Source organism: Brevundimonas subvibrioides, assembly GCF_027271155.1.
GTDB lineage: Bacteria > Pseudomonadota > Alphaproteobacteria > Caulobacterales > Caulobacteraceae > Brevundimonas > Brevundimonas subvibrioides_D.
Genome location: NZ_CP114542.1, coordinates 898,624 through 911,559, shown reverse-complemented (window position 1 = coordinate 911,559; position 12,936 = coordinate 898,624). Strand labels below are relative to the sequence as shown.

The window sequence follows — 12,936 nt, the reverse complement described above, 5'->3', positions numbered from 1 at the left end:
CCGAATGAGGCAGAAACCATGCTGGCCATCAGATATTGCGGCCGTGAAACAAAACCGTCCGCGCCGGTCACACCACCGCCTCACGCCTTGCCAAGAGATGAACGCTACCGGTCGCCGGTGGAACCGATGCGCACCAGAATCAGCTGAATGCCGGCCTGACCCGGCAGGAGCTTCAAGCCGCGCGAAAGCCCTGGCCCTGCATCCGTCTGCAGCCACCGGTGTCGAAGACACCCGAGGCCGCCCGCCGCGACAGGTCGCGACCGGCGACGGCATCCCTTCCCCTGTCCCCGCGTTCCGGCCTAGCTTGGGTCTGGAAATCGGGAGGCGAACATGCGCTGGCGGGGTGGTGAACGCGGTGGCGGCAATATCGAGGATCGACGCGGTGTCGGTGGCGGGACCATCGCGGGCGGAGGGATCGGCGTCATCGTCCTGAGCCTGATCGGCTATTTCGTCTTCGGCATCGATCCGTCCACGACCCAACAGGTCGCCAGCCAGTTCGGTGGGGCGAGCGCCAGTCAGGAAGGCACCCAGGGCACGCCCGAGGATCAGGCCGGGCAGTTCGTGGACATCGTCGGCGGCAACATCAACCAGGTCTGGGCCTCGAAGATCGACGGCTATACGCCACCCGACAACATCGTCATCTACACCCAGGGTACCCCGACGGGCTGTGGCTTCGGCCAGTCGGCGATGGGGCCCTTCTACTGCCCGGCGGACAACAAGGTCTATCTGGACCTGTCGTTCTGGGAAGAGATGGAGACCCAGCTGGGGGCCTCCGGGGCCGACTTCGCCCGCGCCTATGTCCTGGCCCATGAGATCGGTCACCATGTCCAGACCCTGACCGGGGCCTCGCAGCGCGTCGAACGGGCCCAGGCCCGCGCTTCGGACGAGGCCGAGGCGAACCAGTATTCGGTCGGGCTGGAGCTCCAGGCCGACTGCTACGCCGGGGTCTGGGCCGCCAATGCCGCGTCGGTGTCCGGCGGGGAGGTCGCGGTCGAACAGGGCGATCTGGAAGAGGGTCTGAAGACCGCCTCGGCCATCGGCGACGACACCCTGCAGCGCCGTTCGGGTGGACAGGTGAACCCCGACGGCTTCACCCACGGCACCTCGGCCCAGCGGGTCGACGCCCTGCGGCGCGGATACAGGTCCGGCGATCCGGCAGCCTGCGACAGCTATACCGACATCTGATCGCATGTTGCAGTGCACGCGGGGTGACGCCATTGTCACGCCGTGACTGCCTCCCCGCCTGCCACCGCCGCCGACGCCCTTCGCCATGCCCGCCGCGTGGTGGTCAAGGTCGGCTCCTCGCTGGTGGTCGATGGAGAAAGCCGCGCGGCCGCCCTGCCCTGGCTGGCGGGTCTGGCCGAGGACATCGCGGCGCTGCGGGCCAGCAAGCGATCCGTCATCGTCGTCTCGTCCGGGGCCGTGGCGCTGGGGCGTGGGCGTCTGGGGCTGGAGAAGAACGCACGGCTGGATGAGAAGCAGGCCGCGGCGGCGGTGGGCCAGTCCCTGCTGATGCAGGCGTGGGAGGCGGCGCTGGCCTCTCGCGGGATGACGACGGCGCAGGTCCTGCTGACGCGCGACGACACCGAACGCCGCCGCCGCTGGCTCAATGCGCGGGCGACGCTGGAGGCCCTGCTGAAGCTGGGCGTCGTGCCCGTGGTCAACGAGAACGACACCGTCGCCACCGAGGAAATCCGATACGGCGACAACGACCGGCTGGCCGCGCGGACGGCCCAGCTGGCGCGGGCGGATCTGCTGGTCCTGCTGTCGGATGTGGATGGTCTGTACACGGCCGATCCGAGGCGGAACCCCGATGCCAGCCATCTGGACCGGATCGACGCCCTGACGCCGGACATCCTGGCCATGGCGGGTGGGGCCAATGCGGAGGCCTCCGTCGGCACGGGCGGGATGGCGACCAAGCTGGAGGCGGCGCGGATCGCGCGGTCGGCGGGTTGCGCGACCCTGATCGTCTCGGGCCTGGTGACGCGTCCGTTGGCGGCGGTGACAGGGGGCGCACGGGCGACGCTGATCACCGCGCCAGCCAGTCCGATGCAGGCCTACAAATCATGGATCGCGGGCAGTCTGGAACCCGCAGGCACAATCGAGATCGACGCCGGCGCGGCCAGTGCCCTGGCAGGGGGACGCAGTCTGCTGGCCTCGGGCGTGCGCCGGATCGAGGGACGCTTCGACCGCGGCGACAGCGTGCGGGTGCTGAGCGCGGGCACGGCCGTCGGCGTCGGACTGGCGGCCTATTCGGCCGAGGAGATGACCCTGATCCTCGGCCGTCACTCGGGCGAGATCGAAGCCATCGTGGGCTACAAGGGTCCCGGCGTGGCCATTCACCGCGACGATCTGGTGCTGAGCGGATGAGCGATATCGACACCGACATGCTGGCCATGGGGCGGCGCGCGCGGGCGGCGGCGGCGGCGGTCCGCACCGCCCCGGCCGAGGTGCGCAGCCGCGCCCTGTCGGCGGCCGCCCGGTCCCTGCGCGCCCGTGCCGATGCAATCCTGTCCGCCAATCAGCGCGACATCGACCGGGCCCGGACGAACGGCATGGGCGAGGCCATGCTGGACCGGCTGGCCCTGACGCCGGCCCGCATCGCCGCCATGGCCGACGGCGTCGACGCGGTCGCCGCCTTCGCCGATCCGCTGGGCGTCGTCACCGAGCGCTGGACCCGGCCGAACGGGCTGGCCTTCCAGCGGGTGCGGACACCGCTCGGCGTGCTGGCCATCATCTATGAGAGCCGGCCCAATGTGACGGCCGACGCCGCCGCCCTGTCGATCCGGGCGGGCAATGTGGCCATCCTGCGCTGCGGGTCCGACTGTCTGGAAAGCTCGCGCGCCATCCACCGGGCGATGGTCGAGGGCCTGGCCGAGGCCGGGCTGCCGGTCGATGCGGTTCAGCTGGTGGATACGCCGGACCGCGCCGCCGTCGGTGCCCTGCTGACGGGGCTTGAGGGCCATATCGACCTGCTGATCCCGCGCGGTGGCAAGAGTCTGGTGGCGCGGGTGCAGGCGGATGCGCGGGTGCCGGTGCTGGGGCATCTGGAGGGGCTGAACCACACCTATCTGCACGCCTCGGCCGATCCGGCGATGGCGGTGGACATCGTGGTCAACGCCAAGATGCGGCGCGTCTCGGTCTGCGGCGCGACCGAGACTCTGCTGGTCGACCGCGCGGCGGCGGAGCGGCTTCTGGTGCCGGTGGCCCGGGCCCTGACGGCGGCGGGCTGTGCCATGCGGGGCGATGCGGAGGCCATGGCCCTGGTGCCCGGCATGGAAGCCGCCGAGGAGGCCGACTGGTCGACGGAGTATCTGGCACCCATGCTGTCGGTGCGGATCGTGGACGGTCTGGATCAGGCCATCGCGCATATCGCCACCTATGGATCGGGCCACACCGAGGCGATCGTGGCCGAAGAGGCCTGGGCCGCCGCCGCCTTCCAGCAGGCGGTCGACAGCGCCATCGTGCTGTGGAACGCCTCGACCCAGTTCGCCGACGGCGGAGAGTTCGGCTTCGGCGGCGAGATCGGCATCTCGACCTCTCGCCTGCACGCGCGGGGGCCGGTGGGGGCCGAACAGCTGACCAGCTTCAAATATCTGGTGACCGGCACGGGCCAGACGCGGGCCTAGAGCCTGATCGGCTGAGGTGGAATCGCTTCGCGATTCCGCCGATGCCGTGAATCAGGCTCCAGCTATGAGCGAGGGCATGATTCACGCTTTCGCTGGACCCACTCCGTGGGTCCACCTCAAACGATCATGCCCTAGCCAACTGTCAGATCCATGGGCCGGGAGGTGTGCAGCGCTGTGCCGCCGAGGTCGATGACCAGGCGTCGCCCCTCGAACGCCTCCATACCGATCAGCGCCTTGGGGAAGCCCGGCAGAGCGACGTCGGCATAGATGGCGGTCTCCACATCGCGGTACAGCTGGTCGCCGACGGTGACCGTCCGGGCACGGACGAGCTGTGAGGCGATGGCGCCGCCCAGCACGATGCTGGACCCGCGCCGCACGGGACGGCCGTCCAGCAGGCCCGCGTCCTGCGCCGTCTCGCGTCCCAGCGCGATCAGGGCCGAGGCACCGGTGTCGATGACCGCCTGAACCCGCGCGCCCTCTACCGTGACCTCGGTCTCCAGGGCCCCGCGCGACTTGCCCACAAGGACGGGCAGGACATCGGTCGGCAGGACGTGACCGGTTCGCGAGTGAAAGCGCAGCCGCCGCCCTGCCGTGTCCAGCTCCAGCACCGTTTCGCCCAGAACATCCTGACCGAGGATCAGCGGGGCGGACAGGCCCTCGCGCATGGCGAGGGGACCCAGCGCCAGGATGGCCGCCCGCAGGTCGGCGATCCGCATGCCGCCGAGCGCGATCTGCAGCGTGGTGCCCCGGCCCATCTGGGCCCCGCCGCCCACGCCATAGGCCACCAGCGGCAGGTCGAAGGCCCGGGTCAGGCCCAGGGCGTCGAACAGGCCACTGTCGATGACCGAATACTGGGCTCCTGAATCGATCAGGGCCCGGACCGTCTGGCCGGCGATGGTGACGAGCGCGGTCGGCGTCGCGGCATACGGGGCGTCATAGGGCATCCAGCCGCTGGTTCCGTCGGGGCCGAAGCTCACGACCGGATGGCGCCACAGGACGTTGTCGCGCAGCCACCAGGCCCCGCCCAGCCCACCGGCGAGCAGCGCAGCCCGGGTCAGGAGGTCACGACGGTTCATGGATCAACAATGGGGACGTTCGGCCCCCGCGTCGAGGCGCGGTGCTGTCGCGGTCGCGGTCAAACCTCGAACGTCACGCCCTGGGCCAGGGGCAGATCGGCCGAGAAATTCACCGTCTGGGTCTGGCGGCGCATATAGGATTTCCAGGCGTCCGAGCCGCTTTCGCGCCCGCCGCCGGTGTCCTTCTCCCCGCCGAAGGCCCCGCCGATCTCGGCCCCCGAGGGGCCGATGTTGACGTTGGCGATGCCGCAGTCCGAGCCCCAGGCCGACAGGAAGGCCTCGGCCTCGCGGACACTGTCGGTGAAGACGCAGCTCGACAGGCCCTGCGGGACCGCGTTCTGCATCGCCACCGCCTCGCCGAAGTCGCGCCAGGTCAGGACATAGAGGATCGGCGCGAAGGTCTCGTGCCGGACGACCGCACTCTGGGAAGGCATCCGGACGATGGCGGGGCGGACGTAGCTGCCCTCCACCCGCGTCCCGCCGACCACGATCTCGCCGCCCTCGGCGACCGCCTGGGCCAGGGCCGCGTCGAAGCCCTTCGCCGCCTCCTCGTCGATCAGGGGTCCGACCAGGGTGGCGGGCGTGCGCGGGTCGCCGATGGGGAGGCTGGCGTAGGCGGATGCCAGCCGCGCGATCAGGGCCTCGGCCACGTCCTCGTGGACCAGCAGGCGGCGCAGGGTCGTGCAACGCTGGCCGCAGGTCCCCACGGCGGAAAAGGCGATGGCCCGCACCGCCATGTCCATATCGGCGGACGGGGTGACGATCATGGCGTTGTTGCCGCCCAGCTCCAGCAGCGACCGGCCCAGCCGTCCCGCCACCGTCGTCGCCACCGCCCGGCCCATCCGGGTCGATCCGGTCGCGGACACCAGGGCCACGCGCGGATCGGCCACCAGCGCCTCGCCCACGTCGCGGCCGCCGATCAGCAGTTGCAATAGACCCTCCGGTGCGTCCCCGAACCGCGCCAGCGCCCGCCGGGCAACCGCATGGACGGCCAGGGCCGTCAGCGGCGTCTTCTCCGACGGCTTCCAGATGACCGGATCCCCGCAGACCAGGGCGAGCGCCGCGTTCCAGGCCCAGACGGCGACCGGAAAGTTGAACGCCGAGATCACCGCGACCGGACCCAGCGGCTGCCAGGTCTCGCGCATATGGTGGCCGGGGCGTTCGCTGGGCAGGGTCAGACCATAGAGCTGGCGCGACAGCCCGACCGCGAAATCGCAGATGTCGATCATCTCCTGCACCTCGCCCAGACCCTCGGAGGTGATCTTGCCGGCCTCAAGCGTGACCAGCATGGCCAGGTCGGCTTTGGCGATGCGAAGTTCCTCGCCCAGCAGCCGGACCAGCTCACCCCGACGCGGCGCCGGCACGCGTCGCCAGGCCTCGAAGGCCGCGGTGGTTGCCGACAGGGCAGTGTCGACGTCGGAGGGGTTGGCGATGCGCACCGATGCGCCCGTCGAGCCGTCGATCGGAGAGCGGGTCGGCAGCCCGTCGGTCGCGAAGGCGGTTTCAGCTACGCCCAGATGGGTCAGGATCAGGCGGGCATCAGCGGCGGCGGTCATGGTCGGTTCCGGTTTCGGGCCGGGCTTAGCCTTGCGTCGGACAAAGCAAAAGGGCCGCCCCCTTTTCGGAAGCGGCCCTCGTTCAGATCATCGATGGATCAGTCGTGATCGCGCCAGCCGCCGTCGCGACGGTCGTCGCGCAGGGCGCGGCTGATCCGGTCGAGGCGGTCCTCCAGGTCACGGCGTTCCCAGCGGCTCAGGCCGTCGCGGCGGTACTGCCATTCGACCCGCTGATACTCGCTCAGCTGCCAGCGCAGGTCGCGGGCCTCACGGCGGCTGATCCGGCCCGAATAGGCGGCGCGGTCGATGCGCTGGGACAGGCGGGCCTGATCGCCGTTCAGGCCGCCGCCATTCCAGCCGCCGTTGTAGTCCTGGCCATAGCCTCCCCCATAGCCTCCACCATGGCCTCCTCCGTGGTGGCCTCCATAGGATTGGGCCAGCGTCGGGGTCGCGATCGCGACCGCCGACGCCGCCAGCAGCGAAAGCAGGGCTTTCTTCGTCAGGGCGGTCGTCATGATCTTCGTTCCTCGTTCACCGGCCCTTGATTGGGCGGCGAGGACCAGAAAACCACGGTGAAGCTGACACAGGTCTGAGCCGTCCGTTGTCAAACGGACAGCTTGATGAACGGCGACGTTCACGGCCCGGAAGAGCGGGGAACGCGGGCCGGTGCAGCGGGTTCAGAGGGATCACCGCAGCAGACCCGGAGTTGCATCGTGAAGATCAAGGATATGATGAGCAGGGACGTGCAGGTCGCCCGCTCCGCCGATCCGATCCAGGAGGTCGCGGCGCGCATGGGCGCGGGGAACTTCGGCTTCCTGCCCGTGTCGGACGGCGACACCCTGATCGGCACCATCACCGATCGCGACATCGCCGTGCGCGGAACGGGTCAGGGCAAGCCGGGAGCGGCACCGGTCAGCGAGGTGATGACCGCCGGGGCGACCACCGTGCTCGACAGCGACGACCTGAAGTCCGCACTGGACCTGATGGCTTCCGGCCAGATCCGCCGGCTGCCCGTACTGGACCGGCACGGGAAGCTCGTTGGCGTGGTGTCGCTGGGTGACCTGTCGGCGCGTGTGAAGGCGACATCCATCGGCGTGGCGCTGGAGACGATCTCGGCGTCGGCATGATCGCCTTCATGCCTGCTTCACCCTGTCTGGACACCGTGCGTCAATGGCCTTGGAGCAAGGTAGGCGGCACGATCAGGAGTGGCCAGAATGGCACGCGCGCAGTTTCAAAAGGGCCAGAAGGTCTGGGTCGAGTGCGTCGGTGCATGGGCCCAGATCGAAAAGGTTCAGCCTATCTGGGCCAAGGGGTTCGAGGAACCCGTGCGCGTCACCTATGACGTCGGCCTGGGGCGCGAATTCCAGGCCAGCGAACTGACCCGGCCGGTCGAGGACGAGGCGGGAGCCGACCTCGGCAACTGGCGTCTGCTGCGCGCCCGCAACAAGTGGCAGACGGCCGAGGACGTGGCGCACCATCCCTACCCCGGCACCTATCCCGTCGTCGTGACCGACGCGGCAGACTGGGGCGGCTGGCGCGTACCGGGCGCGGAATACGACCGCGACCCACAGAAGATCGAGTTTCAGAGCCGACTGATCGTGGCCGCGCCCCGCCTGATGCAGCTGGCGCAGCGGTTGATCGATGCGGTGTCCGAGAGCCCCGATGACGCCACGGTCGAAGGCATGGAGCTGGCGCGGGAAGCGCATGACATCCTGAAAGGCGTGACCCAGATCACGACGCCGCCGAACGATGTGGACCAGGGCGTCGTGCCGCTGATGCCCGGACAGGCCGCGGCCTAGCGCCGGATCGGCTGAGGTGGCATCGCTTCGCGCTTCCGCCGATGCCGTGAATCAGCCTCTGGGGATGAGCGAGAGCCTGATTCGCGCTCCAGGATCCGCAGCGTCATCCCGTCCGGAAATCCGTTACACGTTTCGGCGTCACGCCCTCATCTTTCGTTAACCAGACCTCGACAGGATTCCGCGACGCAGCTTAGATTCCAGGGCGTCGTCAAGAACGCGCGCACCCGGCCCCGCCGGACACGGCCGCGACCTGTCCGGGAGAGCGCCTTGCGGGGCAAAGAGCGCCGCATTCAGCAGTCGGGCCGCCGCGTCGCGGACGAACCCGATGGCCTGCCGGCATGGGCGAGGGTGCTTGTGCTGGCCCTGACCCTGGGTCTGGCCATCTATGTCCTGTTGTTCGCCCGCGAGAGCACGCGCCCGGCGCGCGAGGCCGAAAATCTGCGCGAACAGGCCCTGGTGGCCGAAGCCCAGCTGACGGCTGCCCGTCTGGACGCGGCCCTGGGGCGGGCACAGCTTGGGCTCGATGTCGTCGCCGGGCGCCTGGCCAGCGCACCGGACCGCCCCATGGATGCCGTGGAGGCCGGCCATGCCGTGGCCCCCGAGACGGCCTTTCTGGTGACGGCACCCGACGGGGCCCGTGTGGCGGTGAAGGGGGCCGCTCCAGAGGATTTCGTCTCGACGACCCAGGGCATTCTGCGCCGACACGCCGTCAACGGGCGCACCGTGATCGCCCGCACGACCCTGCCCCGGGCCGATCGTGTGGTCTTCGTCGGTCTGGACGGTCGCGTCATCGGGACATCGGCGACCTTGAAGGCGTGGCTGGGCCTGGACCCGCGCGCGCTCGTCGGAGCCCGGAAGCCCCTGCCCGGCCAGACCGGAGACACGCCTCTGACCGCTGCAGGTGCGATGGTGGGTGACACGGGGCTGGTCGTCGTGGCCTGGCGTCCCCGATCGACGGGGGCGGCGGCTTTCATCAGCGATCTGTGGCTGGTGATCGCCCCGATCGGACTGGGGGTGCTGATGCTGGGCCTGGCCGCGATGCAGCGCTGGCGCCAGTCGCGAACCTCCAGGGTCTGGGCCGAGAGCGAACAGCGCTTCCGCGTGGCGGTCGAGGCGGCCCGGTGCGGGGTCTGGGAATGGAACCTGGTGGCCGAAACCGTGGACGTCTCCGACTACATGGCCGCCCTGCTCGGACTGCCGGATGGAGGATCGGTGACGACGGCCGGGGTGATGGAGCGCATCCATCCGCGCTATCGCGATCTGGTCGAACATGCCCTTCGCCAGGCGGCGACCTTCGGCACGTTCGAGGTCACATTCGCCGTTCCCCTGGAGGGCGGAGGTGCCCGCTGGATCGACGCGCGGGGCCAGGCCCAGGGCAGTCGTGGCGACGATGGCTACGGCATGATCCTGGGCGTCGCCATGGACATCACCGAGGCCCGCCGCGCAAAGGCCCAGGCCCAGGCGGCCGAGGGACGCCTTCGCGACGGCATCGAAAGCGTGTCCGACGCCTTTGTTCTGTTCGACCGGCTCGGCCGGCTGATCCTGTGGAACCAGGCCTTCAAGGACGCCTTCAATTTCTCCGACGAGGCGGTCAGGAAGGGGGCCCAGAAGGACGAACTGAACCGCATCGCCGCCCTGGCCATCAGGGCCGACCGGCCCTCGCCCGAGGGCCGCGCCGGCGCTCGCGAGGTCGAGCTGCACGACGGCCGGGTCCTGCAGCTGTCCGAGCGCTTCACCGGGGACGGCGGCACCGTCATCACCGCCGCCGACGTGACCGCCATCCGTCGCCAGGAGGTGGAGCGTCAACGCGCCGCCGACAGCCTGCGCAAGACCGTGGACGAGCTGGAGGCCAGCCAGGCGAAGCTTTCGCTGCTCGCCCGCAAGTACGAGATCGCCATGACCCGGGCCGAGGCCGCCAACCAGGCCAAGTCCGAGTTCCTGGCCAATATGAGCCATGAACTGCGCACCCCGCTGAACGCCATCAACGGCTTCTCGGAGATCATGGCCGGCGAAATGTTCGGCCCGCTGGGGCACGAGAAATACAGAGGGTATGCCCAGGACATCCTGAAGTCCGGCCAGCACCTGCTGAGTCTGATCAACGACATCCTGGACATGGCCAAGATCGAGGCCGGCAAGATGACCCTGCACTATGAGGCGGTGTCCCTGTCCGAGGTCTGCGGGGAGGCCATCCGGCTGATGCGTGGCAAGGCCCAGGACTGCGGCCTGACCCTGACCCTGGAGGCCGGCGACGTGCCCGAGATCGAGGCCGACTATCGCGGCCTGAAGCAGGTGATGCTGAACCTGATCTCCAACGCGGTGAAGTTCACGCCGGAAGGTGGAAAAATCACCGTCTCGATCGCGCCAGCGAGCATCGGGCGGATGCGGATCGCGGTCGTCGACACCGGCATCGGCATCGCCGAGGCCGACCTGGCGCGTCTGGCCCAACCGTTCGAACAGGTCGAGGGCCAGCATTCCAAGACGACGCAAGGCACGGGGCTGGGCCTGGCCCTGACCAAGTCGCTGATCGAACTGCACGGCGGCGAGATGATCATGACCAGCACGCCGGGCGAAGGCACGACGGTCAGCTTCGACATCCCGATCCGTCGCCCCGCCCAGGTCGAGGTCGAGCAGGCGCGCGCGGCCTAAACGGAAGGCGTGTTCGGACGCGGAGCCGGAAAATCGCGGCGGTCATGACCCCCTCCGCGCCCGCGGGCATTGAGCATCTGGGCCAGCACCGCCCGGTCGGCGGGCTTCAGCGTCTGAAGGATGGCGACGGCGTCGACCTCCAGCGACTCACGGCCCCGGACCTCGGCGGCGCGCGACTGATCCAGCAGGGCGGCGACGCGGGCGGCGTCCATGGGCTCGGCCGATGCGGCCCCGATCGCCTGACGCCTGGCCTCGCGTGAGGCCTGAAAGTCCGGACGGGCACGCCGGGCGGCGACGCGCAGGGCCTGACGGACCGGCTCACGGGCCTCCGGGCTCAGCCTGTCGATCATCTCGCGGCTGGACGGGCGACCCGTGCCATCCGCGTCGCCCCGGTGGTGCTCGCCGCTGTCCTGGCGCAAGAGGACCGAATAGGCGGCGGTCGCGGCGAACAGGTTCACACCGACCGAAATGGCCAGGGCCGCGCCGAGGACGATGGTCAGGGTTCGAGTCTTCATCCCGGCACCGACGTGTCGTCCAGGCCGGAGACGAGCGCCTGTTCCAGCACCAGATCGGTTTGCTGGTCGGCCGCCATCTGGCTGCCAAGAGCGGTACCGAACACGACGCCCGCGCAGGCGGCGGCGGCCCAGCCAACCCCGCCGATCCAGAACAGGCGTTTCAGCGCGACGGACAGGCCTTCCCGCGCCTTCAGCCCGGCGGTGCCCGCCGAGGCGATGACCCGATCCCGCAAGGCGGTCGATACGGCCGGCCGGGGCGAGGTATCCAGTGCGGCATCCAGCTGACGTGCCTCGAACAGGGCCCGCTCGGCCAGGAGTCGATTCGCCGCCGACCAGGCCCGCGCGGCAGCAGCATCGGTCACGGGCCACCGGCGCAGGTCCGCGCCCCAGATATCGGCCAGTGCACGCAGCCTCGCCTCGTCCATCTCTTCGCTCCTCATGCCCGTCACGGTTCAGCGCCGGGTGCCAGGTCCGACAAGGTCTGGCGCAGGGTCCGGCGGCCCCGCGACAGAAGGCTCTCCAGCGCCTCGACGCTGATATCCATCAGGCTGGCGGCCTCTATATTGCCCAGCTCCTGGTAGTGGCACAGGACGATGGCCTCGCGCTGGCGCTCCGGCAGGTTCGCCAGCGCCCGGTTGACCCGGTCGCCCAGCTGCGCGGCCAGCAGGCCCCGATCCGGCGCCGGTCCCAAATCGGGCCGGTCCGGTGGCGTCGCGATCGGGACCTCGCGCCGTTTCCGCAATCGGTCGTAGCAGAGGTTCAGCCCGACCCGGTGCAGCCAGGTGTCGAACCTGGCCTTGCCGGGCTGCCAGCGCGGTGCCTGCTTCCAGGCCTGCAGCATGGCGTCCTGGGCCACGTCCTCGGCCTCGCCGGCATCGCCCAGCATCCGCTGGGCCAGAGCCAGCATGCGCGGCAACTTCCTGGCCACCATGGCCTGGATCGCCGCCGGGTCGCCCTGACCCACGCGGCGCACCAGGTCCTCGTCGGGGTCGACGATCGAAGCCAATCGGTCCCTTTCCGGACAAGAGAGACGGTGGGACGCGCATCGTCGACCCCGACATGGACCCTACTCCGAAGGAGCCGTCGATGGCGACGGGGTTCCGGCGGCGCGGTGGGCCATCCGCTCCGCCCGACGCTCCTGGCGGTGCTGGCGCATCTCGCCCCGGGCGGCCTGACGCTCCCCGGCGGTCACATAGCCGTCGCCGTCCTGGTCCAGTCGGGCGAAGGCGGCTGCAGTGCGGGCCTCGACATCGGCGATGGCCACCGGTCCGCGCGTGCCGCGCTCTGCACCGCCCCTGCCCGCTCCGCGCCAGCCGCGATGCTCTCCACCCCGCCCGTGGCCGCCACGCCCGGCGCGCTCGCCGCGCTGACCCGCAGCAGAGATGAACTCCTCGCGGCTCAGCATGCCGTTGCCGTCGGTGTCGGCCGTGTCGAAGCGGGCCGAGACCTGCTGGTTGCGGCGGGTGTCGAAGCCGGAGCGCATTTCCTCGGCCGAGACCGAGCCGTCGCGGTTGGCGTCCACGGCCGTCAGCCGTGCCACCCGGCCCTGAACGAACTCGTCACGGCTGATACGGCCGTCGACATTGGCATCCGCGCGCATGCCATGCGGTGCCGGTGTCGCCGTCTGGGCGACGGCGGCTCCGGCGAGGATGGCCAGGACGCTCGCCGCGCCCGCGGCCAGAAGGGTCTTTCTCATGATGTCGTCTCCGAAAGGG

The 12,936-nt window shown here is 70.0% G+C and carries 13 protein-coding genes; 6 read left to right on the top strand and 7 right to left on the bottom strand.

The features are described from left to right. The first annotated feature begins 330 nt into the window (after positions 1 to 330). From O3139_RS04500 to O3139_RS04490, 3 genes are read left to right on the top strand one after another with little or no spacing between them, the layout of a single operon-like run. Positions 331 to 1,185: a neutral zinc metallopeptidase gene (locus tag O3139_RS04500; RefSeq protein WP_269515771.1), complete on the top strand. Its 855-nt coding sequence runs from the start codon at positions 331 to 333 to the stop codon at positions 1,183 to 1,185. A 42-nt stretch (positions 1,186 to 1,227) separates the two neighbouring features. After that, positions 1,228 to 2,370, top strand: coding sequence for a glutamate 5-kinase (proB, locus tag O3139_RS04495; RefSeq protein WP_269515770.1), 1,143 nt, complete (start codon positions 1,228 to 1,230; stop codon positions 2,368 to 2,370). Continuing rightward, positions 2,367 to 3,629: a glutamate-5-semialdehyde dehydrogenase gene (locus O3139_RS04490; protein ID WP_269515769.1), complete on the top strand. Its 1,263-nt coding sequence runs from the start codon at positions 2,367 to 2,369 to the stop codon at positions 3,627 to 3,629. Before proB ends, O3139_RS04490 begins: the two co-directional genes overlap by 4 nt. Before the next feature lie 131 nt (positions 3,630 to 3,760). Here the strand turns inward: O3139_RS04490 and O3139_RS04485 are convergent, their stop codons facing one another. The 3 genes from O3139_RS04485 to O3139_RS04475 all read right to left on the bottom strand — a co-directional run bounded on the left by O3139_RS04485 (position 3,761) and on the right by O3139_RS04475 (position 6,776). Further along, entirely contained in the window at positions 3,761 to 4,705 is a 945-nt protein-coding gene (locus tag O3139_RS04485; protein ID WP_269515768.1) for a retropepsin-like aspartic protease, read from the bottom strand. 59 nt (positions 4,706 to 4,764) lie between these two features. Then, positions 4,765 to 6,261, bottom strand: a complete 1,497-nt coding sequence (locus tag O3139_RS04480) for an aldehyde dehydrogenase family protein (protein WP_269515766.1) — start codon at positions 6,259 to 6,261, stop codon at positions 4,765 to 4,767. 98 nt (positions 6,262 to 6,359) lie between these two features. After that, the gene (locus O3139_RS04475) at positions 6,360 to 6,776 is read right to left on the bottom strand and encodes a hypothetical protein (protein WP_269515765.1); all 417 of its coding nucleotides are present in this window, start codon (positions 6,774 to 6,776) and stop codon (positions 6,360 to 6,362) included. Between the two features lie 198 nt (positions 6,777 to 6,974). Here O3139_RS04475 and O3139_RS04470 point away from each other — a divergent pair, with 198 nt between their 5' ends. From O3139_RS04470 to O3139_RS04460, 3 genes are all read left to right on the top strand, one after another. Continuing rightward, the gene (locus O3139_RS04470) at positions 6,975 to 7,388 is read left to right on the top strand and encodes a CBS domain-containing protein (protein WP_269515764.1); all 414 of its coding nucleotides are present in this window, start codon (positions 6,975 to 6,977) and stop codon (positions 7,386 to 7,388) included. 87 nt (positions 7,389 to 7,475) lie between these two features. After that, on the top strand, positions 7,476 to 8,060 hold the full coding sequence (locus O3139_RS04465) for a hypothetical protein (protein ID WP_269515763.1): 585 nt from the start codon (positions 7,476 to 7,478) through the stop codon (positions 8,058 to 8,060). A 267-nt stretch (positions 8,061 to 8,327) separates the two neighbouring features. Next, positions 8,328 to 10,706 carry an ATP-binding protein gene (locus O3139_RS04460; protein ID WP_269515762.1) on the top strand — a complete coding sequence of 793 codons (2,379 nt, stop codon included), beginning with the start codon at positions 8,328 to 8,330 and terminating at the stop codon, positions 10,704 to 10,706. Here O3139_RS04460 and O3139_RS04455 read toward each other — a convergent pair. Genes O3139_RS04455 through O3139_RS04440 form a run of 4 tightly spaced genes read right to left on the bottom strand, consistent with a single transcriptional unit; the run spans position 10,703 to position 12,917 of the window. Next, the gene (locus O3139_RS04455) at positions 10,703 to 11,221 is read right to left on the bottom strand and encodes a periplasmic heavy metal sensor (RefSeq protein ID WP_269515761.1); all 519 of its coding nucleotides are present in this window, start codon (positions 11,219 to 11,221) and stop codon (positions 10,703 to 10,705) included. The genes O3139_RS04460 and O3139_RS04455 overlap by 4 nt on opposite strands. Next, positions 11,218 to 11,646: a hypothetical protein gene (locus O3139_RS04450; RefSeq protein WP_269515760.1), complete on the bottom strand. Its 429-nt coding sequence runs from the start codon at positions 11,644 to 11,646 to the stop codon at positions 11,218 to 11,220. The genes O3139_RS04455 and O3139_RS04450 overlap by 4 nt, the downstream gene beginning before the upstream one ends. 20 nt (positions 11,647 to 11,666) lie before the next feature. Beyond that, positions 11,667 to 12,227 (bottom strand): RNA polymerase sigma factor, encoded by a 561-nt coding sequence (locus tag O3139_RS04445; RefSeq protein WP_269515759.1) that lies wholly within the window; start codon positions 12,225 to 12,227, stop codon positions 11,667 to 11,669. Between the two features lie 60 nt (positions 12,228 to 12,287). Continuing rightward, positions 12,288 to 12,917, bottom strand: coding sequence for an EF-hand domain-containing protein (locus O3139_RS04440; RefSeq protein WP_269515758.1), 630 nt, complete (start codon positions 12,915 to 12,917; stop codon positions 12,288 to 12,290). Positions 12,918 to 12,936 lie beyond the last annotated feature (19 nt).

Excerpts from the sequence above, each read along its gene's own strand:
- O3139_RS04480 (WP_269515766.1), bottom strand. The coding sequence starts at position 6,261 with ATGACCGCCGCCGCTGATGCCCGCCTGATCCTGACCCATCTGGGCGTA.
- O3139_RS04450 (WP_269515760.1), bottom strand. The coding sequence starts at position 11,646 with ATGGACGAGGCGAGGCTGCGTGCACTGGCCGATATCTGGGGCGCGGAC.
- O3139_RS04465 (WP_269515763.1), top strand. The coding sequence starts at position 7,476 with ATGGCACGCGCGCAGTTTCAAAAGGGCCAGAAGGTCTGGGTCGAGTGC.
- O3139_RS04485 (WP_269515768.1), bottom strand. The coding sequence starts at position 4,705 with ATGAACCGTCGTGACCTCCTGACCCGGGCTGCGCTGCTCGCCGGTGGG.
- O3139_RS04455 (WP_269515761.1), bottom strand. The coding sequence starts at position 11,221 with ATGAAGACTCGAACCCTGACCATCGTCCTCGGCGCGGCCCTGGCCATT.
- O3139_RS04475 (WP_269515765.1), bottom strand. The coding sequence starts at position 6,776 with ATGACGACCGCCCTGACGAAGAAAGCCCTGCTTTCGCTGCTGGCGGCG.
- O3139_RS04440 (WP_269515758.1), bottom strand. The coding sequence starts at position 12,917 with ATGAGAAAGACCCTTCTGGCCGCGGGCGCGGCGAGCGTCCTGGCCATC.
- O3139_RS04500 (WP_269515771.1), top strand. The coding sequence starts at position 331 with ATGCGCTGGCGGGGTGGTGAACGCGGTGGCGGCAATATCGAGGATCGA.
- O3139_RS04490 (WP_269515769.1), top strand. The coding sequence starts at position 2,367 with ATGAGCGATATCGACACCGACATGCTGGCCATGGGGCGGCGCGCGCGG.